Annotated in this window: 23 protein-coding genes; 14 read left to right on the top strand and 9 right to left on the bottom strand. The window is 66.9% G+C overall.

Going from position 1 to position 20,374, the window contains the following annotated elements; genetic code table 11:
• Positions 1-54: 54 nt before the first annotated feature.
• Entirely contained in the window at positions 55-507 is a 453-nt protein-coding gene (locus QUV18_RS03810; protein ID WP_300892645.1) for a DUF302 domain-containing protein, read from the top strand.
• Here QUV18_RS03810 and QUV18_RS03815 read toward each other — a convergent pair whose 3' ends face one another.
• Genes QUV18_RS03815 through QUV18_RS03835 form a run of 5 tightly spaced genes read right to left on the bottom strand, consistent with a single transcriptional unit; the run spans position 508 to position 4,757 of the window.
• Positions 508-804: a hypothetical protein gene (locus QUV18_RS03815; RefSeq protein WP_300892106.1), complete on the bottom strand. Its 297-nt coding sequence runs from the start codon at positions 802-804 to the stop codon at positions 508-510.
• 40 nt (positions 805-844) lie between these two features.
• Complete coding sequence (locus QUV18_RS03820) at positions 845-1,558, bottom strand: peptidase (RefSeq protein ID WP_300892107.1); 714 nt, start codon at positions 1,556-1,558, stop codon at positions 845-847.
• Positions 1,559-1,586: 28 nt separating this feature from the next.
• Positions 1,587-2,384, bottom strand: coding sequence for a transglutaminase family protein (locus tag QUV18_RS03825; RefSeq protein WP_300892108.1), 798 nt, complete (start codon positions 2,382-2,384; stop codon positions 1,587-1,589).
• 4 nt (positions 2,385-2,388) lie between these two features.
• Positions 2,389-3,330, bottom strand: coding sequence for an alpha-E domain-containing protein (locus tag QUV18_RS03830; protein WP_300892109.1), 942 nt, complete (start codon positions 3,328-3,330; stop codon positions 2,389-2,391).
• Positions 3,331-3,332: 2 nt separating this feature from the next.
• Positions 3,333-4,757, bottom strand: a complete 1,425-nt coding sequence (locus QUV18_RS03835) for a circularly permuted type 2 ATP-grasp protein (protein ID WP_300892110.1) — start codon at positions 4,755-4,757, stop codon at positions 3,333-3,335.
• A gap of 263 nt (positions 4,758-5,020) precedes the next feature.
• Here QUV18_RS03835 and QUV18_RS03840 point away from each other — a divergent pair, with 263 nt between their 5' ends.
• From QUV18_RS03840 to QUV18_RS03855, 4 genes are read left to right on the top strand one after another with little or no spacing between them, the layout of a single operon-like run.
• Positions 5,021-5,482, top strand: a complete 462-nt coding sequence (locus QUV18_RS03840; RefSeq protein ID WP_300892111.1) for a (2Fe-2S)-binding protein — start codon at positions 5,021-5,023, stop codon at positions 5,480-5,482.
• A gap of 1 nt (position 5,483) precedes the next feature.
• Complete coding sequence (locus tag QUV18_RS03845) at positions 5,484-7,724, top strand: molybdopterin cofactor-binding domain-containing protein (RefSeq protein ID WP_300892112.1); 2,241 nt, start codon at positions 5,484-5,486, stop codon at positions 7,722-7,724.
• A gap of 20 nt (positions 7,725-7,744) precedes the next feature.
• Positions 7,745-8,356 carry a hypothetical protein gene (locus QUV18_RS03850; protein ID WP_300892113.1) on the top strand — a complete coding sequence of 204 codons (612 nt, stop codon included), beginning with the start codon at positions 7,745-7,747 and terminating at the stop codon, positions 8,354-8,356.
• Positions 8,349-8,720: a hypothetical protein gene (locus tag QUV18_RS03855; RefSeq protein ID WP_300892114.1), complete on the top strand. Its 372-nt coding sequence runs from the start codon at positions 8,349-8,351 to the stop codon at positions 8,718-8,720. Before QUV18_RS03850 ends, QUV18_RS03855 begins: the two co-directional genes overlap by 8 nt.
• On the opposite strand, the gene QUV18_RS03860 is transcribed toward QUV18_RS03855, so the two are convergent.
• A complete protein-coding gene (locus QUV18_RS03860; RefSeq protein ID WP_300892115.1) occupies positions 8,694-9,800 on the bottom strand; it encodes a methyl-accepting chemotaxis protein in 1,107 nt (368 codons plus the stop codon). The genes QUV18_RS03855 and QUV18_RS03860 overlap by 27 nt on opposite strands.
• Before the next feature lie 81 nt (positions 9,801-9,881).
• Between QUV18_RS03860 and QUV18_RS03865 the strand changes: the two genes are divergently transcribed.
• The gene (locus tag QUV18_RS03865; protein ID WP_300892116.1) at positions 9,882-10,040 is read left to right on the top strand and encodes a hypothetical protein; all 159 of its coding nucleotides are present in this window, start codon (positions 9,882-9,884) and stop codon (positions 10,038-10,040) included.
• Between the two features lie 301 nt (positions 10,041-10,341).
• Here the strand turns inward: QUV18_RS03865 and QUV18_RS03870 are convergent, their stop codons facing one another.
• Together QUV18_RS03870 and QUV18_RS03875 are read right to left on the bottom strand one after the other, a co-directional pair.
• A complete protein-coding gene (locus QUV18_RS03870; RefSeq protein WP_300892117.1) occupies positions 10,342-10,878 on the bottom strand; it encodes a chemotaxis protein CheD in 537 nt (178 codons plus the stop codon).
• Positions 10,871-11,869, bottom strand: coding sequence for a CheB methylesterase domain-containing protein (locus QUV18_RS03875; RefSeq protein ID WP_300892118.1), 999 nt, complete (start codon positions 11,867-11,869; stop codon positions 10,871-10,873). Before QUV18_RS03875 ends, QUV18_RS03870 begins: the two co-directional genes overlap by 8 nt.
• Before the next feature lie 235 nt (positions 11,870-12,104).
• Here QUV18_RS03875 and QUV18_RS03880 point away from each other — a divergent pair, with 235 nt between their 5' ends.
• The 8 genes from QUV18_RS03880 (at position 12,105) to QUV18_RS03915 (ending at position 18,478) form a co-directional block, all read left to right on the top strand.
• A complete protein-coding gene (locus QUV18_RS03880) occupies positions 12,105-13,562 on the top strand; it encodes a globin-coupled sensor protein (protein WP_300892119.1) in 1,458 nt (485 codons plus the stop codon).
• 80 nt (positions 13,563-13,642) lie between these two features.
• Positions 13,643-13,933 carry an STAS domain-containing protein gene (locus tag QUV18_RS03885; protein WP_300892120.1) on the top strand — a complete coding sequence of 97 codons (291 nt, stop codon included), beginning with the start codon at positions 13,643-13,645 and terminating at the stop codon, positions 13,931-13,933.
• Entirely contained in the window at positions 13,930-14,310 is a 381-nt protein-coding gene (locus tag QUV18_RS03890; protein ID WP_300892121.1) for a response regulator, read from the top strand. Before QUV18_RS03885 ends, QUV18_RS03890 begins: the two co-directional genes overlap by 4 nt.
• Positions 14,307-16,415, top strand: coding sequence for a chemotaxis protein CheA (locus QUV18_RS03895; protein ID WP_300892122.1), 2,109 nt, complete (start codon positions 14,307-14,309; stop codon positions 16,413-16,415). The genes QUV18_RS03890 and QUV18_RS03895 overlap by 4 nt, the downstream gene beginning before the upstream one ends.
• Positions 16,416-16,417: 2 nt before the next feature.
• Entirely contained in the window at positions 16,418-16,885 is a 468-nt protein-coding gene (locus QUV18_RS03900) for a chemotaxis protein CheW (RefSeq protein WP_300892123.1), read from the top strand.
• A gap of 1 nt (position 16,886) precedes the next feature.
• Positions 16,887-17,744 carry a protein-glutamate O-methyltransferase gene (locus tag QUV18_RS03905; RefSeq protein WP_300892124.1) on the top strand — a complete coding sequence of 286 codons (858 nt, stop codon included), beginning with the start codon at positions 16,887-16,889 and terminating at the stop codon, positions 17,742-17,744.
• Between the two features lie 36 nt (positions 17,745-17,780).
• Positions 17,781-18,167 carry a response regulator gene (locus QUV18_RS03910; protein ID WP_300892125.1) on the top strand — a complete coding sequence of 129 codons (387 nt, stop codon included), beginning with the start codon at positions 17,781-17,783 and terminating at the stop codon, positions 18,165-18,167.
• On the top strand, positions 18,164-18,478 hold the full coding sequence (locus QUV18_RS03915; protein WP_300892126.1) for a hypothetical protein: 315 nt from the start codon (positions 18,164-18,166) through the stop codon (positions 18,476-18,478). The genes QUV18_RS03910 and QUV18_RS03915 overlap by 4 nt, the downstream gene beginning before the upstream one ends.
• Positions 18,479-18,611: 133 nt before the next feature.
• Here the strand turns inward: QUV18_RS03915 and QUV18_RS03920 are convergent, their stop codons facing one another.
• Positions 18,612-20,309, bottom strand: a complete 1,698-nt coding sequence (locus tag QUV18_RS03920) for a methyl-accepting chemotaxis protein (RefSeq protein ID WP_300892127.1) — start codon at positions 20,307-20,309, stop codon at positions 18,612-18,614.
• Positions 20,310-20,374: the final 65 nt, after the last annotated feature.

Consider the following 20,374-nt stretch of genomic DNA (forward strand, 5'->3'; position numbering starts at 1 on the left):
GAGAGGATGGGGACATTCTGAAAACGCGATTGGGAGAGTGAAGAGATGCGGAACATGTTGCAGGCGCTGGTGCTGGGCGGGGCGGTGTGGGCCGCGCCGGGATGGGCCGATGACGACGATATCGTGCGCGTGAAGGCCGCCGGCGATGCGGCGGCGACGATGGCCGCGCTGGAGCAGGCCGTGGAGGGTGCCGGTGCGACCGTGTTCGCCAAGGTCGATCATGGCGCGGGGGCCGCTGGGGCCGGGCTGGAGCTTGGCGCGTCGCAGCTTCTGATCTTCGGCAACCCGCAGCTTGGCACGCCGGCGATGCAGGCCAACCCGCTGGCGGGGCTTTACCTGCCGCTGAAGGTGCTGGTTTACGAGGATACGGGCGGGCAGGCGTGGCTGGCCTATGAAGCGCCGGAAGAGACGCTGGACGACCTGGAGGGGATCGACGACGATGCGGCATATATCGGGAAGATGACCGGGGCGCTTTCGAAGCTGACGGAGCAGGCGGCGGGCGGTTGATCAGCCGCGTTTCAAACGGAGGCGGAGGTGGCGGATGAGGGCGAACAGGCCCCAAGCCGCCCCCGAGGCCAGTACGAAAGGCCCGAAGATCAGCGGGCCCCATGCCGCCAGTATGCCCATCATCGCGGCGGTTTCGCCCACGTCGCGGCCGTGAAAATCGCAAGGATAGGCGCCGGCCTCGTCGATGCGGCAGCCGTAAAGCGTGCCGAGAACGAGGATGCCGGCAAAGCACCCGAGCCAGAGCAGCACGGGCAGCAGGGTCATGAACGCGAAGAAGCGGTTGATCCAGCGGGACATTTTCAAGTCTTAGCCCGGCAGGGCGATGCTGTCACGAGGTTCAGATCTCGAAGGCGGGCAGGCGGTCGAGCGCATCGGTGAGCGCGATGCCCCAGTCGCGGGAGACGGTCTGGAAATAGGGGTCGTCCAGCTCGATCCGGCCGGTCCTGCCCTTTTTCAGGCTGTCGGTTTCGTAGACGTGGTAATCGATCGGGGCGCCGACGGTGAGATTGGCCTTGAGGGTGGAATCGAAGCTGACCAGCAGCAGGCGGAGCGCCTTTTCGAAGCTCATGTCGGACCGGTAGGCGCGGACGAGGATCGGGCGGCCGTACTTGATTTCGCCGATCTGGAAATAGGGCGTGTCTTCGCCGGTCTCGATGAAATTGCCCTCGGGGTAGATCAGGAACATGCGCGGGGGGCCGCCCAGGATCTGGCCGCCGAGAAGGATGGTGGCATTGAAGGCGCTGTCGGCCTTCTGGCCGGTGTCGGCATGGGCCTCGATCACCTCGCGCAGGACATCGGCGACCAGGCGGGCGGCCTGGAACATCGAGGGAGCCGCCATGATCGAAGGATCGCGTTCGTCGGGGGCCTTGGTGCGTTCCTCGAGAATGCTGATCACCGATTGGGTGGTGGCGAGGTTGCCGGCGCTCAGGAGGGTGAGCATGCGCTCGCCCGGGTTCTCGAAGATCGTCATCTTGCGGAACGTCGAAATGTTGTCGAGCCCGGCATTGGTGCGGGTGTCGGACATGAAGACGAGGCCGTGATCCAGCATCATACCCACGCAATATGTCATCTGTCGGCCCTTACTGCTGCGCCACCTCGATCTCGACCGACAGGCGTTCGCCCGATCCGCCGATCCGGGTTCCAGTTACAGGCGCTGCGTCGGCATAGTCCAGCCCGGTTGCGACACGGACGTAACGTGTATCCGGCGAAATGCCGTTGGAGATGTCGAAACCGACCCAGCCGAGCCCGTCGACATGCACCTCGGCCCAGGCATGCATGGCCTCCTGCCGGATCGAATCGTTCAGCATGAGGTAGCCCGAGACGTAGCGCGCCGGGTAGCCCAGGCGCCGCGCACCGGCGAGGAAGATATGGGTGTGATCCTGGCAGACGCCCTTGCCGGCGGTGATCGCGTCCTCGGCCGACCAGTTGGGCTCGGAGGCCTCGAGCTCGTAGGTGACTTGGTCGCGGATCACGGCTGAGAGGGCATGAAGCTGGTCGAGATCGCCCTCGGCGTCGACCTGACGGACGAGGCCCGCCACGCCTTGACCCGGCTTGGTCTGGTTGGTGGCGCGCAGGTAGAGCCAGAGCGGCGCCGGGCCGGGGTGGGGGCCGAGGATGCCGTGGCTTTCGGTGATGTCGAGCGTGCCGGAGGAGGTGATGGTCAATTCCTGCGTGCCCGGCTCGATGCTGAGCAGCTCGACCACGTTGTTGTGGTGGTCCTGGAAGGAGAGTTCCTTGCGTCCGCCGGTGACATCGGTCGTCCAGTCCACCACGTTCTGCTGGTGGCTGGTCTTGGGGGTCTTGCGGAGCTGTTGCAGGCCGAAGCTGACGGGTTCGGGGAACTGGTAGCGGGTGGTGTGGCTGATGGAGAGGCGCATGGGCTTACTTGTAGAACCTGTAGTCGATCTCGATCTGGCCGCCGAGGTCGGAGAGCAGGCCGAGGATTTGTTGCAGGTATTCGTGGAGACCGTAGTCGAAGATGGCGTCGATGTCGTGGCTGAGGAACTTGCGCTCGATATGGTCGGCCTTGGCGAAGGCCTGAGGGCGTGAGCCGTAGTTGGAGCAGAGATAGCCGAGATTGTCGCGCAGCTTGGAGACGCAGAAGGCGAGGGAACGGGGCATCCGCTTGTCGAGGATGAGGAAATGGGCGATGTCGCGCGGCTCGAACTGGCTGCCGTATTCCATCCGGAAGCCGCCGCGGGCCGAGACCGAGCGCAGGATCGTTTCCCACTGCACGTTGTCGATGGAGGAGCCCACGGACATGACCGAGGGCAGGAGAACGTAGTATTTCACGTCGAGGATGCGCGCGGTGTTGTCGGCGCGTTCGAGGAAGGTGCCGATGCGGGCGAAATCGTAGATGTCGTTGCGGAGCATGGTGCCGTGGGTGGCGCCGCGCACCAGTGCGCTGCGCTGGCGCAGATCGCCCAGCACGCCGGGCAGGTCGCGTTCCGAGACCTTGCGCGCGAGCAGGTCGCGGGCCGCCATGTAGGCGCTGTTCGTGGCTTCCCAGACCTCGTGCGTGAGGGCGGTGCGCACCATGCGGGCGTTGAGGCGGGCGGCCTCGATAGAGGAGCGGACGGAAGAGCCGTTGTCCTTGGAGCGCAGCATCCAGTCGATGGCGGCGTCCTTGGTGAGCGTCTCGTGATGCGCGTTGAATGCGGCATCGACGCCCGCTGTCTGCATGACCGAGCGCCATTCGTCGTCGGTGCTGCCCGAGCGGGTCAGCGCGATGCGCTGGCCGGTTTCGATCAGGCGGGCGGTGTTCTCGGCCCGCTCGAGGTAGCGGTACATCCAGAAGAGGCCGTTGGCGGTTTTTCCCAGCATCGTCAGTCCTCCAGCACCCAGGTGTCCTTGGTGCCGCCGCCCTGCGAGGAGTTGACGACCAGCGAGCCCTTCTCGAGCGCCACGCGGGTCAGCCCGCCGGGCGTGATGTGCACGCGTTCGGGGCTGCAGAGCACGAAGGGCCGCAGGTCGACATGGCGGGGCGTTAGGCCCGAGCGGCCGAGGATCGGCACGGTCGAAAGCGAGAGGGTGGGCTGAGCGATATAGTTGCCGGGCCGTGCCTTGAGCTTCTTGCGGAACTCCGACAGTTCCTTCTTCGAGGAGGTCGGCCCGATCAGCATGCCGTAGCCGCCGGAGCCGTGCACCTCCTTCACCACCAGGTCGGCGAGGTTGTCGAGCACGTAGGCGAGCGAGTCTTCCTCGGAGCAACGCCAGGTGGGCACGTTTTCCAGCAGGGGCCGTTCGCCGGTATAGAATTCCACGATGTCGGGCATGTAGCTGTAGATCGCCTTGTCATCGGCGATGCCGGTGCCCGGCGCGTTGGCGATGGTGATGCCGCCCGCGCGGTAGACATCCATGATGCCGGGCACGCCGAGCGCGCTGTCGGGGTTGAAGTTGAGCGGGTCGAGGAAATCGTCGTCGACCCGGCGGTAAAGTACGTCGATGGGTTTGTAGCCTTCGGTGGTGCGCATGGCGACGCGGCCGTCGGCCACGCGCAGGTCGTTGCCTTCGACGAGTTCCACACCCATCTGATCGGCCAGGAAGGCGTGTTCGAAATAGGCGGAGTTGAAGATGCCCGGTGTCAGGATCGCGACGGTCGGTTTTGGCCCCGTGAGGGGCGGCGCGCAGGCCGCGAGCGAACGGCGCAGGTCGGACGGGTAGTTCTGCACCGGCTGGACACGGTTGCGCGAGAAAAGCTCGGGGAACATCCGCAGCATGGTTTCGCGGTTTTCCAGCATGTAGCTGACGCCGGAGGGGGTGCGGGCGTTGTCTTCGAGCACGTAGAACTGGTCGTCGCCGGTGCGCACGAGGTCGATGCCGACGATGTGGGTGTAGATGCCGCCCGGGGGCGTCACACCGATCATGTGCGGCAGGAAGGCGGCGTTGCGGCTGATCATCTCTTCGGGGATGCGGCCGGCGCGGACGATTTCCTGCTTGTGGTAGATGTCGTGCAGGAAGGCGTTGATCGCGCGGACCCGTTGTTCGATGCCGCGCCCGAGCTTCTGCCATTCGCGGGCCGAGATGATGCGGGGCACGATGTCGAACGGGATGAGCCGTTCCTCGGCCTCGGCCCGGCCGTAGACGTTGAAGGTGATTCCCGTGAGGCGGAAGAGTTCCTCGGCTTCGCGCTGCTTGGCGCGCAGGCGCTTGGGTTCTTCCCTGTCATACCAGGTCTTGAAGTCGGAATAGGGCTGGCGGAGCGAGTCCGACGTGCCCCACATCTCGTCGAAAATGTCCTGCGTGTTCATGGGCTGATTAAGACATGAATTTCCGTTTCCGCAAAGGGCCTTGGTAAGGCGATTGCTTTTGGTGCGCGCGAAATGGTTAAAATTCAGGCGCTTGTGCGAGGTCGCGTCGGAGGCTTGATCGACGCCGGGGCGGGCGGGGTCACGGGTGGCGCAACGTGACGCTCGAAAAACCGTTCATTGCTGTTATCGTCAGGGGCGGCGGACGGGTCCGAGTGCGTGTTGCGGGGGACCATGCCAATCACCAAAGGGAGCGGTGAGGAGCCATGAAACTGACGGTCAACGGGGTGGAGCACGAGGCGGATGTCGAGCCGGAGATGCCGCTCCTGTGGGTGCTCAGGGACGAGTTGCAGATTCGCGGGCCGAAATACGGCTGCGGGATCGCCCAGTGCGGCGCCTGCACGGTGCAGATGGACGGGATTGCCGTTCGGTCCTGCCAGATTGCCGCCGGGGATGCCGAGGGAGCCGAGGTTGTGACCATCGAGGGGCTGGGGACGCCCGAAAGCCTTCATGCCGTGCAGGCCGCGTGGATCGAGCACCAGGTGGCGCAGTGCGGGTATTGCCAGTCGGGGCAGATCATGCAGGCGGCGTACCTGCTGGACATGATGCCGGAGCCCACGGACGAGGACATCGACAAGGTGATGGGCGGGAACCTGTGCCGGTGCGGGACCTATCCGCGTATCCGGGCCGCGATCAAGGCGGCCTCTGCGGCGATGAAAGGGGCCTGAGATGAGCCGGTTGGGAACGATCACGCGCCGCGCCTTCCTGGTGGGATCCGCCGCGGTGGCAGGCGGGGTGGCGTTCGGTGTCTATACCGTGCGCAAACCGCATGCGAACCCGTTGGCCGAAGGGCTGGGCGAGGGGCAGGCGGCGTTGACGCCCTATGTGCGGATCGATGGGGACGGGGTGACGCTGATCACGCCGCGGGCCGACCTGGGGCAGGGCGCCTATCACGTGCAGGCCGCGCTTCTGGCCGAGGAGCTGGACGTGGAGCTGGAGGCGATCCGCGTCGATCCCGGACCGCCGAGCGGCGCCTACTGGAACACCGCCATGGCCGAGGAGGCGGCGGAATTCATGGTGCCGGCGCAGGGGAGAATGCAGGCCGGGGCGGCGAATGTCGTGGGCGCGGCGATGAAGGTGATGGGGCTGCAGATCACCGGTGGATCGACCACGGTGCCGGACGGGTTCGACAAGCTGCGCGCCGCCGGCGCCTCGGCGCGGGAGACGCTGAAGGCGGCGGCCGCGGCGAAGGCAGGCGTTCCGGTGGGCGAAGTGACGACCGAGGCGGGGCAGGTGGTGCTGCCGGACGGGGCGAAGGTTGCCTATTCGGACCTGGCGGCGGATGTGGCTGGCATGGAGGTAGTGCAGGACGTGCCGCTGCGCGATCCGTCCGAGTGGCGCTATATCGGCAAGCCGATGCGGCGGATCGATATCGTGGCGAAATCCACCGGCACGCAGGCTTACGGGATCGACGCGGAGATCGAGGGGATGGTGCACGCCGCCATCCGGCTGAACCCGGCGCAGGGCGGGCCGGTCAACCGGTTCGACGCCAGCGAGGCGGAGGCCATGCGCGGGGTGAAGGCGGTGGTGCCGGTGACCGGTGGCGTGGCCGTGGTGGCCGACAATACATGGCGCGCCTTCCGGGCGGCGGAGGCGGTGAAGATTGAGTGGGGCGAGGCGCCTTTCCCGGGTTCGATGGACGAGCATTGGGCGGCGCTGGGCGCGGCTTTCGCGGAGGAGGCGCAGGACAGCCGGAACCGCGATGATGGCGATGTCGAAGGGGCCTTGGGCGGTGGCGACGTGATCGAGGCGGAGTACCGCGCGCCCTACCTGGCCCATGCGCCGCTTGAACCCATCAATGCCATCGTCCGGGTGGATGACGATGGTGCCGAGGTCTGGACCGGCACGCAGATCCCGCGATTCGTGCAGCAGAACGTGGCCAGGGTGGCCGGGCTGGAGCCGGACCGGGTGGTGGTGCACGTGCTGATGATGGGCGGGAGTTTCGGGCACCGGCTGGAGGACGAGGTGGTCAAGCAGGCGACCGAGATCGCGTTGACGGTGAAGGGTACGCCCGTGAAGCTGACCTATTCGCGGGAGGAGGACATGATGCACGACTTCCCCCGCCAGATCGCCATGGGCCGGTTGCGGGGCAGGGTGGCGGAAGGCCGGGTCGAGACGCTGGACCTGTCGATCGCCATGCCGTCGGTCATGGGCTCGCAGATGGGCCGGCAGGGGCAGCCGGTGCCGGGGCCGGACAGCCAGATCGTGGCCGGCGCCTGGAACGCGCCGTTTGCCATCCCGAACCACCGGGTGACGGGCTATCGCGCGCCGGAGCTGGCGCCGGTGTCGTCTTGGCGGTCGGTGGGAGCGTCGACGAACGGGTTCTTCTACAATGCCGCGCTCGATGAGCTGATCCATGCGGCGGGGGCGGACCCGATGGAGGAGCGGTTGCGGCTGTGCGACGACCCGCTGTCGCGGCAGGTGCTGGAGGCGGTGGCGGAGATGTCCTCGTGGGATGGGCCGTTGGGCGACGGTCGCGGCCGTGGCGTGGCCTTCGTGCAGAGCTTCGGGGTGCGCTGTGCCGAGGTGGTCGAGGTGAGCCGGGGCGAGCGGGGGCTGCGCATCGACAAGGTCTGGGTGGCGGCCGAGGTGGGCCGGGTGGTCGACCCGGTGAATTTCGAGAACCACGTGCAGGGCGCGGTGATCTGGGGGCTCGGGCACGCGATGAATTGCGAGACGACCTATGCCGATGGCCGGGCCGAGCAGGACAATTACCACGCCTTCGAGGGGATGCGGATTTGGCAGGCGCCCGAGATCATGGTGCGGGGGCTGGAGAATGGCGCGCGGGTCACCGGGGTTGGCGAGCCGCCCGTGCCGCCCGCCGCGCCCGCGCTGGCGGGGGCGATCTTTGCCGCGACGGGGCAACGCTTGCGAGAGATGCCGTTCAGCAAGTTCGTGGAGTTCGTATGAAGGGCGGGGTGAGAGGTGCCGTGTTGGTGCTTGCGCTGGCGCTGCCGATGCAGGCGGCGGGCGAGGAGGTGGTGATTGAACCGCCCGTGAACGGATCGGTTAGCCGGGAGGATGGGCTGGCGGCGTGGGAACGGATCTACGACGTCACCTCGCACCCGCGCTGTGCCAATTGCCACGTGGGGCCCGACAACCTGCCGATGTGGTCGGGGCCGAGCTATGGGAAGGCGCGGCCGCATGGCATGAACATCGACGCGGGCGAAAGCCGGGTGGGCGCGGAATACGTGCCGTGCCAAACGTGTCATGCGTTCAGCGAAACCGGCGGCAACATGGGCGCGCACGCAGCGCCGCAGGTGGCGGATGCCTGGCACCTGGCGCCGGTCGAGATGCAATGGTACGGCAAGAGCTCGGTCGAGATCTGTCAGCAGTTGCGCGACCCCGAGGGAAATGGCGGGCAGGATTACATCGAACTGGCCGAACACCTGGGGCACGGGCCGCTGGTCAGCTGGGGCTGGGATCCGGGCGGCGGGCGGGAGCCGGCACCCTACAGCCTGCAGGCGCATATCGATGACATGCTGGCCTGGGGCGCGGCGGGGTTTCCCTGCGAGGATGACCAGGGAGGGGGAGATGAGTAGCGCGCTCTTGCGGATGGCCGCGGTGCTGATGCTGCTGATCGGCGGGCTTCACGCGGTCGCGGCGGTGATTGCCGGAGTCATGGCGGCCGGCATGGCCGGGGTTCTGCCAACGGTGGCGGCGATGATCGTGGCGGCAGGGCTTGTGCGCGGCTGGCGCTGGCTGGCGTGGCTGGCGATGCTGGGCGCGATCGTGGCGATCGGGGCCGTGCTGGGCCGCGTCGGGGCCGGTCCTGTTCCGGATATCCTGCACTACCTGCTTCTGGCGGCCTACGCGGTTTTCGTCGTGCTGACCTTTGCCGCGCTGTGGCAGGGGAGAGACGCGCGGGTGGCCGACCGGTCAGAACCCGTCGAAATCGGAAAGTGACGGCAGGGAAGGCCCGCCCGTACCGGTCGCCACGGCGGGCGGAGGTGCGGGGCGCGGGGCCGGTTGTTGGGCCGGCTTGGGGGCGGGCCGGGCGGCAGACGTAGTCTTCGGGGCGGGCGATTGGCCCTTCGGTGCTGGCTGAGAGCCCGTGCGCAGGGATTGGGCGGGCGCATTGCGATGCGGCTTTCCGGGGGATGCTCCCGACAGCCTCCCGGCCAGGTCGCGCGCCTCTTCCGCCAGTTTCGCGGCGGTGGTTGTAACCTGATCGGCGATGTCGGCCGTGGTGCGCGTGGTGGCATCAAGCTGGCCGATATGGTCGTTGATCTCGCGGATGCCCGACGCCTGGTCGCGCGCGGCGCGGGCGGTTTCGGAAATCACGGCTTCCAGGCTGATGGTGTTCTCGAGGATCGCCTCGAGCCGTTCGCCCGAGGTGGTGACGAGCCGGCTGCCGGTGCTGACATGGGTGGCGCTCTCGGTGATGAGGGCCTTGATTTCCTTGGCGGAATCGGAAGCGCGCTGGGCCAGTGAGCGCACCTCGGAGGCGACGACGGCGAAGCCCTTGCCGGCCTCGCCCGCGCGGGCGGCCTCGACCCCGGCATTGAGGGCGAGCAGGTTGGTCTGGAAGGCGATGCCGTCGATCACGCCGATGATGTGGCGGACATTGTCGCTGCTTTCCTCGATCCGGTGCATCGCCTCCATCGCCTCGCGCACGGTGGCGGCGCCACTCTCGGCCTGAGCGCGGCTGTCATGGGTGACGGTCTCGGCGTGGTCGAGCCGCTCGCTGGCGCCACGGATGTTTTCGGTCAGTTGCGTGAGGGCGGAAGTCGATTCGCCCAGGCTGGAGGTTTGCGAGCCGGCCTGGCTTTCGAGATCCGCGACTGCGCGGCGGATGTCCGTCGCGCCGTCACGCAGGCTGCCCAGCGTATCCTGCATCGATCCGAACCTGACCTCCAGCGCCGTGGCGGTGGCGTTGACGGCCTTGCGAAGGGCCACGAGACCGGGCGCCGCCGCGGGCTGCAGGCTGTCGTCGATCCGGCAGGCGAATTCGCCCGCGGCGATGCGCCGGAGGATGTCAGCCATTTCGACCAGGTCCCTTTCGCTCGCCCCGCAGGGGGCGCCTGACGATGCCGGCGACGGCGTAGCGGGCGAGGATGGTGCTGGATGCTCGGCGATCCGCGCGGACCGTGCCCTGACCAGGGCGTCCTTCAAGGCAAGGAGACCGCGCGCCAGATCACCTGTCGGGCCGGAATGATCGGTATGGGGAATGTCGGCGCCGGTCTCGCCCTGTGCAAGCATTTCCGCGGCCCGGGCAACCCGTGACAGAGAGGCGCGCCAGCGGGCCCTCAGCACGGTGAACGCCGCCAGGGCCAGAACGGCAACCGCGATGGCCGGTGCGAGGATTGCCGGAAGCGGGGCAGATCGCAGGTCCGGATCGGCCAGGACCAGGAAGAGGAGGACGAGAGCGACGAGCCCGCACGCCAGAGTGGCGAGTGGCAGGGCAGGGGCACTGGGGGCGGAGCGGGGCATGGGATGCATCCTTCACGTTGGACGATTGGATTGGTTTGCACCGGTCAGGCCAAGACTTCCTTTCGGAGCACGCAGGGCAGGAGGACGCCCGGTCTCAGAAGAGCTCGACACTGCAGGCGGGCGGCGCCGGGCGTCGCGCCGGCAGTTCGGTTGGCGGGATATCGGCGCGTGCGGGATCGACGCGCTCGACCCGCGCGACCCCGGTGGCCGGTCGGAAACGCAGGCGCCGACCGAAGGTGCCCCCGGTATCGGCCCCGCGCAGGGTGAAACCTTCCTGCCGGACGAAATCGCGGGCAAAGGCCGCGTTGCTGTCGCCGATCCGGCTCAGGCCCTGAACCACGTTGGCGCCGCCGAAAAGCTGAACCTCGAGCCGGTGGCGCAACGCGCCCGCCCGCAGCATCGCGTTGATGAGCTGTTCCATGGAATGCGCGCCGTACCTGATGTTGTTGCCGGCGGACGGATCGTTTCCCGGAAGGAGGAAGTGGTTCATCCCGCCGATCTTGCGAAACGGATCGAAGAGGCAGGCCGCCACGCAGGAGCCGAGGACGGTGGTCATTTCGGTGTCGGGGCTGTCCGAGGTGCGGAACTGCCCCTGGATGATGTGGATGACGTTGCCGGGTCGGTCAGCCATGTCGGCTCCTTTCGGTGGATTGGGCGGCGGCGGACAGGAGGGCGGAGCCGATGCGGGAGATCGGCAATTGCTGGGCGACGGCGCCCATCTCGAAGGCGGCGCGGGGCATGCCGTAGACGGTGCTGCTGGCCTCGTCCTGCCCGATCGTCCAGCTTCCGGCGCGGCGCATGGCGGCGAGCCCCCCGGCGCCGTCGCGGCCCATGCCTGTCAGCAGCACGCCAACGGCTGCGGGCCCGAGACCCGCCGCCGAGTGGAACAGCACGTCGACCGAGGGGCGGTGGCCGGAGACCGGCGCACCGGGCGAAAGGCGGCAGCGCCGGCCGGGGGCGATGATCGAGAGATGCCGCTCGTTGCCGGGGGCCAGCAGCACCAGCCCCGGGGCCAGCACGTCCGAGAGGCCCGCTGGGCGGACCGTGGACGCGCAATGCCGGTCGAGCCGCTGGGCCAGGCCGGGAAGGAATTTGCCGCTGATATGCTGGACGATCAGCGTGGGCGGGCCGGTTTCCGGGTAGTCGGAGAGCACGCGGATCAGGGCCTCGACCCCGCCGGTGGAAGCGCCGATGACGACGGTCTTCCACCCGTCGGCCGAACCGGCATCGGGCCTGGGGTGGCCTGGCGCACGCCCCAGGCCGCGGCGGGCGGCAAGGAACGGGCCCATGCCGCCGGCCCGGTCGATCTCGGTATCGGAGGTGGCGTTGTATGGCCCGACCGCAGACCGGGGCGTGGCCGCGATGGCGACACAATCGACTTCCAGCGCCGCGAGCATGGCGGCGTACATGGGAAAGTTGCGCAGCCCCGTCACCTCTTCCGCCAGGAGGACGAGGTCGGGCTGCTCGTGCTCCGTGATGTTGTAAGCCTCCGTCAGGTCGCGGGCACAGCCGACAAGCGTGATTTCGGGCGTTTCCGCGATCGACAGCAGGTACCGGTTCGACCGGTGCCGCCGCGGATCGAGCAGGAGCACCGAGAGGCGGGACGATCTTTCAGATGGCACGAAACACCTCTCTGGCGCGGGGCCCGGCCTGTCCGGGCATGGGAGGTGTCTACAGGCAGAGGGTTAAGAGCCGGAAAACGGATGCCGGGCATTTTAGAGGTTTGCCCCTGGGTTGGCCGGGCGGATGTTAACCGATTGTTCTTTCTTGGTGCCTAACGTCCGGAGCAGACCGGGGCCCGAAGCCGGCCTTCCGGTATGGCCGCCGCAGGCCGTGCGATCTGCAAAGAGGTAAGACATGGAAGCTCGGAACATCGTTGAGGACATTTCGGAGGAACGCTTCGCCGGATTCGGGCTGGATTCGGCCAATACGGCCACGCTGAAACGGCTGCGGCCGACGATCGAGGGCGCCCTGGGGCCTGCCCTTGACGGGCTTTACACCAGCATTCGCGCGAATCCGAACCTGAACGGCTTCTTCAATGACGAGACCCACATGGCGGGCGCGAAGGAGGCGCAGCGGCGCCACTGGCTGGCGATGTGCAACGGCCGCTTCGACGACGACTACCAGGAGCGGGCGCGCCGAATCGGCATGGCGCATGCCCGGATCGGCCTGCGTCCGCTCGACTATATCGGGGGGTATTCGCATGTCATGGACCACCTGATCGCGGCCGTCGTCACCGGACACATGGCGCGGACCCGGCGGCTGTTCCGGGCCGGCGTGCCCGATGCGGACGAGCTGACGCTGGATATCTGCACGCTGGTCAAGGCGACGCTGATCGATGTCGGCGCCGCGATCTCGGTCTACACGGACAGTGTCGAGGGCATGAAGGACGAGGCGCAGACCTGTCTGGAGTTCTCTCTCGACAAGCTGGCCGATGCGCTGGGCGCGCTGGCGGATGGCGACCTTACCGTGTCGGTCGACACCGGGGAATTCAACGGCAACGAACGGTTGGCGAATGCACTGAACCTGGCGGTGACCAACCTCAGCGACCTGATTTCGGAGACGCGCCGAAGTGCCGAGACCATCAAGTCGAGCTCACGCGAAGTGGCGCAGGCGGCAGACGACCTGGCCAAGCGGACGGAGCAGCAGGCCGCCAATCTCGAACAGACCACCGCCGCGGTGAACACGCTCAACGATTCGGTGCGAGAAACGGCCGCCTCGGCCAAGACGACGAACCAGACGGTCGATCATGCCCTGCGCGATGCAAGGTCCGGCGGCCAGGTGGTCGAGGATACACAGAAGGCGATGACCCAGATCGAATCCTCGGCGCACGAGATGAGCCAGATTATCGGCGTGATCGACGAGATTGCCTTTCAGACCAACCTCCTGGCGCTGAATGCCGGGGTCGAGGCCGCACGGGCGGGCGAGGCCGGGAAGGGATTTGCCGTGGTGGCTTCGGAGGTCCGCACGCTTGCGCAGCGCTCGGCGGAAGCCGCGAAATCGATCAAGACGCTCATCGGGGCCAGTTCCGACCATGTCACGGCGGGGGTCGAACTGGTGCAGAATACCTCGGATGTGCTGAAGCGCACCATTGCGGCTTTCGGCGAGGTCAGCGACCAGGTGACCGCGATCACCGAAGCCACTCAGACCCAGGCCTCGAACATCGAAGAGATCAACGCGGCCGTTTCCTACCTCGACCAGATGACGCAGCAGAACGCGGCCATGGTCGAGCAGACATCGGCCGCAGGTGCCTCGCTTGCGAACGAGGCCGACACGATGGCCGGGCAGGTCGCGGCGTTCAGGCTGAACGGCTGACGGACCTCACAGGCGCGTAGCCGACGGAAAGACCAAGCGAGACACGGATGTTCATGTTCCGATCGAGAAGGACCACGAGAATGAACGAAAAGCTATTGCTGCCCGCGCGGCTGGACAGTGCCGCCGTTCGCGCCCTCGCGCAGGCGATCCAGGCCAGGCGCGGCCACCCCCTGACGATCGACGCGCAGCAGGTCGAGCTTGCCGGCGCGCTGGGGCTGCAGCTTCTGGTTGCCGCGCATCGCCAGTGGCAGGAGGCCGGGATCGCGTTCCGGCTGACGGGGGCGGAGCATGGATTGCTCGACATGTGCCAGACGCTTGGCGTGCCCCCCCGCGAGATCGGGGCGGCGCCGGGTGAGGAGGCCGCGGCATGACGGTTCAGGTTCTCGCGATCGACGATTCCCGCACCATGCGCAACCTTCTCAACGCAACGCTCAGCTCGGCCGGGTTCCAGGTCGATCTTGCAGAGGATGGCGAGGACGGACTGCGCCGCTTCGACCAGACCGATCCGGATGTCGTCATCACCGATATAAACATGCCGCGCCTTGACGGCTTCGGCTTTATCGAAGCGGCGCGCGGCCGGACACGCAACCGGGTGGTGCCAATCCTCGTCCTGACCACGGAAAGCGCCGCCGAGCTCAAGAACCGCGCCCGGGCCGCCGGCGCGTCGGGCTGGATCGTGAAACCGTTCGACGAGGAGAAGCTGCTCTGGGCGATCGCGCGGGTCGCCGGGCCGGAGGTGCAGAGATGAGTTCCGGGGGCACCGAGGATTTCCGCAGTTCCTTCTTCGAAGAGTGCGAGGAACTGCTCGAATCGATGCATGACGGGTTCGACCTGCTTGCCGATGGCGCGCAGGACAACGAGACGATGAATGCCATCTTTCGTGCGGTGCATTCCATCAAGGGCGGGGCCGGAGCGTTCGGGTTCACCGATCTCGTGACATTTGCCCACCAGTTCGAGACGGCGCTCGACCACGTGCGGTCGGGAAAGTGCGAGGCGGACGAGGATCTGCTCGACCTCTTCAGGCATTGCGGGGATCACCTCTCCGACCTGGTCGCGGCGGCCCGGAGCGATGACGAGGCGCCACCCAGGGGTGACGAATTGCTCGACCGGCTTGGGGAGGCGACGGGGACCGGCGGTGCCGCCGATGACGAGGTTCCCCCGGATTTCGAACCGGTGACGCTCGATATCGGTCTCGATGCAGCGGAAGAGGCTGTCTACACGATCCGGTTCGCTGCCGATCCGGGCCTTTTCGCCTCGGGCAACGAGCCGCTGGTCCTGTTCCGCGCGCTAGCCGGCCTGGGCAGGCTCGAGCTCGAGGCGGACCTGTCCGCCGTGCCACCGCTTGCCGGGCTCGACCCGACGGATTGCAGGATGGAATGGACGGCGACGCTGTTCACCGTGGCCTCGGAAGGCGAGATCCGCGAGGTGTTCGAATTCGTGGAGGGGCTGTGCCGGCTGGAGATCGACACGCCCGTCACGGCGGAAGCGCTGCCGGAGATCGCCCCGTCTGAGGGGTTGCCGTCGCTATCCGATCTGCTTGGCAGTGCCGGCGACGGGGAGACTGCGACGGCTGAACCCGCGTCGACAGATCCCGCGGCGGCCCGGGCGGAACCGGCCGCGGCCCGGCCCGAAGCCAACGCACCCCGCCCCGGCGGCACCATCCGGGTGGATCTCGAAAAGATCGACAAGCTGATCAACCTCGTGGGCGAGCTGGTGATCAAGGAGGCCATGCTCTCGCAATCGATCGCGGAGCTGCCCGGGCATACGGAATCCGACTTGTCGGCGGCGCTGGAAAGCCTCAAGCAACTGGCGGGAGAGATCCAGGAAGGCGTGATGGCCGTCCGGGCCCAGCCGGTCAAACCGATGTTCCAGCGCATGGCAAGGATCGTGCGGGAGGCCGGAACCGCCACCGGCAAGCGAGTGAAACTGGTGACCAACGGCGAGTTCACCGAGGTCGACAAGACCGTGATCGAACGGCTCGTCGATCCGCTCACTCACATGATCCGGAATGCCATCGACCACGGGCTCGAACCGGGTGACCGGCGCGAGGCAGCGGGCAAACCGCGCGAGGGCACGGTGACGATTTCGGCGGCGCACCGGTCGGGCCGGGTGATGATCGACGTCGCCGATGACGGCGGCGGCATCAACCGCGAAAAGGTCCGGGCGCTCGCCATCGAGCGCGGGCTGATTTCCGCAGCCGATGCGTTGTCGGCAACCGAGATCGACAACCTGCTGTTCCTGCCCGGATTTTCCTCGAAGGACGAGGTGTCGGAACTGTCGGGCCGGGGGGTCGGGCTCGACGTTGTGCGTAGCGAGATCCAGACGCTCGGCGGCCGCGTGTCGATTCATTCCGAACCGGGCGAGGGCACGGTGTTCTCGATCAGCCTGCCGCTGACGCTGGCCGTGCTCGAGGGGATGGTCATCCGGGTCGCGAACCAGACCATGGTGGTCCCGATCTCGGCCATTCACGAAACCCTGCAACCCCGGTCCGCGGCAATCCACGCGATCGGGGCCGGTGGGTGGGTGCTCAAGAACCGGAGCGGCCTCGTTCCGGTCATCGATCTCGGCCATTTCTTCGGCTTCCGCAGCCCGGTAACCGAGATCGATTCCCACGTGCTCCTGCTGATCGAGTCGGACGCAAGCCAGTATTACGCCCTGATCGTCGACGACATACAGGAGCAGCGGCAGGTCGTGATCAAGAGCCTTGAAACGAACTACCAGCAGGTGCAGGGCGTCGCCGCGGCCACGATCCTCGGCGACGGCCGCATTGCGCTCATCATCGACCCGGACAACATCACGCGTGGCAGCGTCGGATTGGGCGGGGCGCATTCCTCTATCCAGATGGCGGTATGACCATGAAACAAACGGCACCAGAACAGTCGAAAACCTACCAGGAAGTGGTGGCCTTCCGCGTGGCGGACCAGGATTTCTGTTTCGATCTCACTTCCGTGCGTGAGATCCGGGGCTGGACGGAAACGACGATCCTCCCGCGGGCCCAGAGCTACGTCAAGGGTGTGATCAACCTGCGGGGGTCGGTCGTGCCGGTTGTCGATCTCTCCGAAAGGCTGGGCCTTGGCGCGACCGAGCCGCATCCGCGGAACGTGATCATCATAACCGTGCTCGAGAACCAGACCGTCGGGCTGCTGGCGGACGTGGTCTCGGACATCCTGACCGTGTCTCCGAGCGATCTGCAACCCATTCCGGATATCGTGGATGACGTCGTGCGCCGGTTCATATCCGGTGTTCTGGTGATCGAGGACCGGATGATCCGCAAGATGGACCTCGCCGAGGTCCTGCCCTCCGGTCAGATCGAGGCCGCATGACGTGACAGGCACCCTGATCCCGGCATGCGGGACCACACTCAACGAGGTCGATGACCGATCGTTCAGGCGTCTGGCCGACCGGGTCTACGCCGATTGCGGGATCGTGCTGAGCGATGGCAAGCGCAACCTCGTGACCTCGCGCCTGGCGCGGCGGCTTCGCGATCTCGGGCTCGAGGATTTCGATGCCTATTGCCGGTTCATCGAATCCGCGGGGGGCGCCGAGGAGCGGCGGCGGATGATTTCGCTGTTGACCACGAACGTGACAAAGTTCTTCCGCGAGGCCCACCATTTCACCAGTCTGGAACGGCAGGTTCTGCCGCCCCTTGTGGAACGTGCGCGCGGGGGCGGGCGGGTGCGTCTCTGGTCGGCCGGGTGTTCGTCCGGACAGGAGCCCTACAGCATCGCGGCCACGCTCAGGAAGCTCATGCCGGATGCGGCGAAGCACGACATGCGCATCCTGGGAACGGATATCGACCCCGAGATGATCCGTATCGGGCGCGCGGCGATCTACCAGGATGCCGGGGATGCACAGATACCGGCCGAGATGCGCCGGCTGATGTTCGGCCCCGGACAGGCTACGGAGAAGGGCTGCCGGATAGTCCCCGAGCTTCAGGCGCTGGTGACCCTGACCGAGCTCAACCTGATGCAGGACTGGCCCATGCGCGGGCGGTTCGACGTCATCTTCTGCCGCAACGTGGTGATCTATTTCGACGCGCCCACGCAGGCCCGTCTCTGGGCCCGCTTCGCCGAGGTCCTGGCGCCCGGGGGGTATTTGTTCGTCGGGCATTCTGAACGGGTTTCCGGCCCGGCATGCGGCCAGTTCGGCCCCGCGGGCGTGACGCAGTACCGCCGCTTGTGACTTCGGTCCGCGGCATTTGGAAAATAGGAGGCGATCGTGAGTCTGAAGGAAAGATTGAGCGTAATGGTGGTGGATGACATGTCGGTCAGCCGCGGCCTGATCATACAGGCGTTGGAGGATATCGGGATCAAGACGATCGATTTCTGCAATGACGGCGAAGCGGCGTTCCGCAAGCTGGCGGTCAAGCCGGTGCACCTCGTCATCTCGGATTACAACATGCCGGGCGCAAACGGGCTGCAACTTCTGGCAGGGTTGAGGCAGTACCAGGCGACGCAGAAGATCGGGTTCATCCTGATCACCGGCACGGCCTCGCAGGAGATCGTCGACAAGGGGAACCAGCTGGGGATGAACAACTACCTCAAGAAGCCATTCTCCTCGGCTGATCTCAAGGCTTGCATCGAGCGTGTCGTGGGGCCGCTATGACGGCGGGGGAGGAAGAGCGCATCCCGCTTGCATCGGTGCTGTCGAATACGGCGCAGCTGCTGGAAGTGCTGTCCGACAAGGCGACCGAGATCGATGAGGCCGTGGGCGACTGGCTGGTCAGCGGAGACGGGACCCGGCCGCCGCTGGCGCTGTTGCAGGATGTCGACCTGTTGCGGCAGTCGGTGGATTGCCTGCGGATCCTGACGGCGAACCTTGCGCGTCAGGGTTTCGCGGATTGCACCATTTCCGTGCCAGAGGCGGTGGACGGAATTTACCTCGAGTCCATCCGCAGCGGGTGCCGCCGCATCTGATCGCATTGGCCGAGATGGTCCGGGCCATGTTCGCGCCGCCGCCCCGGGGAGGGCGGCGGCGTTTTCTTGTGGCTGTCGTCGGGTCCGTGGTGGCCTGGCTTGCGGTGATCGGGGGCCAGGTGGAGACGGAGGGTCAGGCGACGCGGGCAGATGCCGCGGGCTGGCCGGTGCGGAAGCTCTGCACCGCGGCATTGAGATCGCGGGCGTCCTGGTCGAGCTGGTGGGTGGCGGCGGTCGACTGTTCGACCATGGCGGCGTTCTGCTGGGTGACGCCGTCGAGCTGACCGACGCCTGTGTTGATCTCGGTCAGGCCGACCGACTGTTCCTGGGTGCGCTCGGCGATCCGGCCGATATGTTCGGAGATATCCGAAACCTGGCGCACGATGGCCTGCAGCGCGTCGCCGGCATTGCGGACGAGAGAGACGCCTTCCTCGACATGGGTGGCGGAGCCGTCGATCAGGGACTTGATCTCAAGCACGGCCTCGGAGGAGCGGTGCGCGAGCGCGCGCACTTCGGTGGCCACCACGGCGAAGCCCTTGCCGGCCTCACCGGCGCGGGCGGCCTCGACCCCGGCATTGAGGGCGAGCAGGTTGGTCTGGAAGGCGATATCCTCGATCACGCCGATGATCTGGTGGATCTGGGCCGAGCTTTCCTCGATCGTGCTGACCGCATCGACCGCCCGGTTCACCACGTCGCCGGTGTCGTTGGCATCGCGGCGCGCTGTCTCGGCGATATCGGCCACCTCGCGGCTTTCGCTGGCGGTGGTGGCAATGCTGCGGGTGAGTTCGTCGAGCGCGGCGGCCGTCTCTTCCAGCGTGGCGGCCTGGCCCTCGGTGCGCTGCGAGAGGTCGTCGGACGAGCGGGCGATCTCGGTCGAGCGCTGGCTGATGAAGCCGGCATTGTCGCGCACCTTCTCGACCGCGGTCGACAGAAGCGTGGTGGCGCGGTTGAAATTCTTGCGCAGCGCGTCGTAGTCGGGGGCGAAGGGAATCTCGATCCGGCGGGTCAGGTCGCCTTCGGCCAGCCCGTCGAGGCCGACGGTCAGCGCATCGACGACCATGCGTTGTTCCTTTTCCTTCTGCGCGATGACGACGGCCGTATCGCGCGCCTTGGCGTCGGCTTCGCGCGCGGCGCGTTCCGTTTCCCGGGCGCGGATCAGTTTCTCGCGCTGGCCGTCGAGCGCCCGGGCGATGCGCCCGATCTCGTCCCCCTTGCCGAGATGCGGCACGGGGGTTTCCAGCTCGCCCTCGGCGACGCGGGTCATCGCCGAGGTCACGTCTTCGAGCGGGCGGGACAGCCAGTGGCGCAGGAGATAGGCCGAGACGAGGAGAAGTGTGACGAGAACCCCGAAAGCCCAGAGCCAGGATTCGCGGCTGGCCTCGTGCACGATCTGCATCTGGCCCTCGGACGACCAGTGGCTGCTGACCGCGCCAACGATCGTCGCCTCCTCGCCCATCACGACCGGCACGGCCACCGACAGGCCGTCCTCGCTGACCTGGGTCTCGCCTGTTTGCATGGCGGCCAGGGCCAGGGGCCGCAAGGTACGGGCGGGGTCGAACCCGACGACCCCGGCGCGGGCGGCCTCCTCGGCGCCCGGCCGGTAGGCCGCGAGCCCGATGATGTCGCCACGCTCCTTTTCCAGAAGCGTGGCCATCTCGGCGTTGATCCGGTCGAACTTGCCAAACCGGATGGCGCCCGCCGACCGGTCGGCGAGGGCCGAGGTGGTGGAGTTGGCGCGCATCGTGAGCTGGTCGCCGACCAGGCCTTTCAGCATGGATGAATAGTGAAACGCCGGTATCGTCGCGACGCAGACCGCCGTGAGGAAGACCATGGTTATGGCTTTGAAAAACACGTTGATTTGCATCCGGACCTCCAGTTCCTCGGCGCTGCCCGGGG

This window comes from Roseovarius sp. (genome assembly GCF_030373445.1).
Taxonomy (GTDB): domain Bacteria; phylum Pseudomonadota; class Alphaproteobacteria; order Rhodobacterales; family Rhodobacteraceae; genus Roseovarius.

Bases quoted from the DNA above. Each gene is read 5' to 3' on its own strand.
- QUV18_RS03835 (WP_300892110.1), bottom strand. From the start codon at position 4,757: ATGAACACGCAGGACATTTTCGACGAGATGTGGGGCACGTCGGACTCG.
- QUV18_RS03890 (WP_300892121.1), top strand. From the start codon at position 13,930: ATGACGGTTCAGGTTCTCGCGATCGACGATTCCCGCACCATGCGCAAC.
- QUV18_RS03855 (WP_300892114.1), top strand. From the start codon at position 8,349: ATGAGTAGCGCGCTCTTGCGGATGGCCGCGGTGCTGATGCTGCTGATC.
- QUV18_RS03840 (WP_300892111.1), top strand. From the start codon at position 5,021: ATGAAACTGACGGTCAACGGGGTGGAGCACGAGGCGGATGTCGAGCCG.
- QUV18_RS03920 (WP_300892127.1), bottom strand. From the start codon at position 20,309: ATGGTCTTCCTCACGGCGGTCTGCGTCGCGACGATACCGGCGTTTCAC.
- QUV18_RS03810 (WP_300892645.1), top strand. From the start codon at position 55: ATGTTGCAGGCGCTGGTGCTGGGCGGGGCGGTGTGGGCCGCGCCGGGA.
- QUV18_RS03860 (WP_300892115.1), bottom strand. From the start codon at position 9,800: ATGGCTGACATCCTCCGGCGCATCGCCGCGGGCGAATTCGCCTGCCGG.
- QUV18_RS03845 (WP_300892112.1), top strand. From the start codon at position 5,484: ATGAGCCGGTTGGGAACGATCACGCGCCGCGCCTTCCTGGTGGGATCC.
- QUV18_RS03815 (WP_300892106.1), bottom strand. From the start codon at position 804: ATGTCCCGCTGGATCAACCGCTTCTTCGCGTTCATGACCCTGCTGCCC.
- QUV18_RS03870 (WP_300892117.1), bottom strand. From the start codon at position 10,878: ATGGCTGACCGACCCGGCAACGTCATCCACATCATCCAGGGGCAGTTC.
- QUV18_RS03830 (WP_300892109.1), bottom strand. From the start codon at position 3,330: ATGCTGGGAAAAACCGCCAACGGCCTCTTCTGGATGTACCGCTACCTC.
- QUV18_RS03825 (WP_300892108.1), bottom strand. From the start codon at position 2,384: ATGCGCCTCTCCATCAGCCACACCACCCGCTACCAGTTCCCCGAACCC.
- QUV18_RS03915 (WP_300892126.1), top strand. From the start codon at position 18,164: ATGACGGCGGGGGAGGAAGAGCGCATCCCGCTTGCATCGGTGCTGTCG.
- QUV18_RS03885 (WP_300892120.1), top strand. From the start codon at position 13,643: ATGAACGAAAAGCTATTGCTGCCCGCGCGGCTGGACAGTGCCGCCGTT.
- QUV18_RS03895 (WP_300892122.1), top strand. From the start codon at position 14,307: ATGAGTTCCGGGGGCACCGAGGATTTCCGCAGTTCCTTCTTCGAAGAG.
- QUV18_RS03865 (WP_300892116.1), top strand. From the start codon at position 9,882: ATGCTCGGCGATCCGCGCGGACCGTGCCCTGACCAGGGCGTCCTTCAA.
- QUV18_RS03900 (WP_300892123.1), top strand. From the start codon at position 16,418: ATGAAACAAACGGCACCAGAACAGTCGAAAACCTACCAGGAAGTGGTG.
- QUV18_RS03820 (WP_300892107.1), bottom strand. From the start codon at position 1,558: ATGATGCTGGATCACGGCCTCGTCTTCATGTCCGACACCCGCACCAAT.
- QUV18_RS03880 (WP_300892119.1), top strand. From the start codon at position 12,105: ATGGAAGCTCGGAACATCGTTGAGGACATTTCGGAGGAACGCTTCGCC.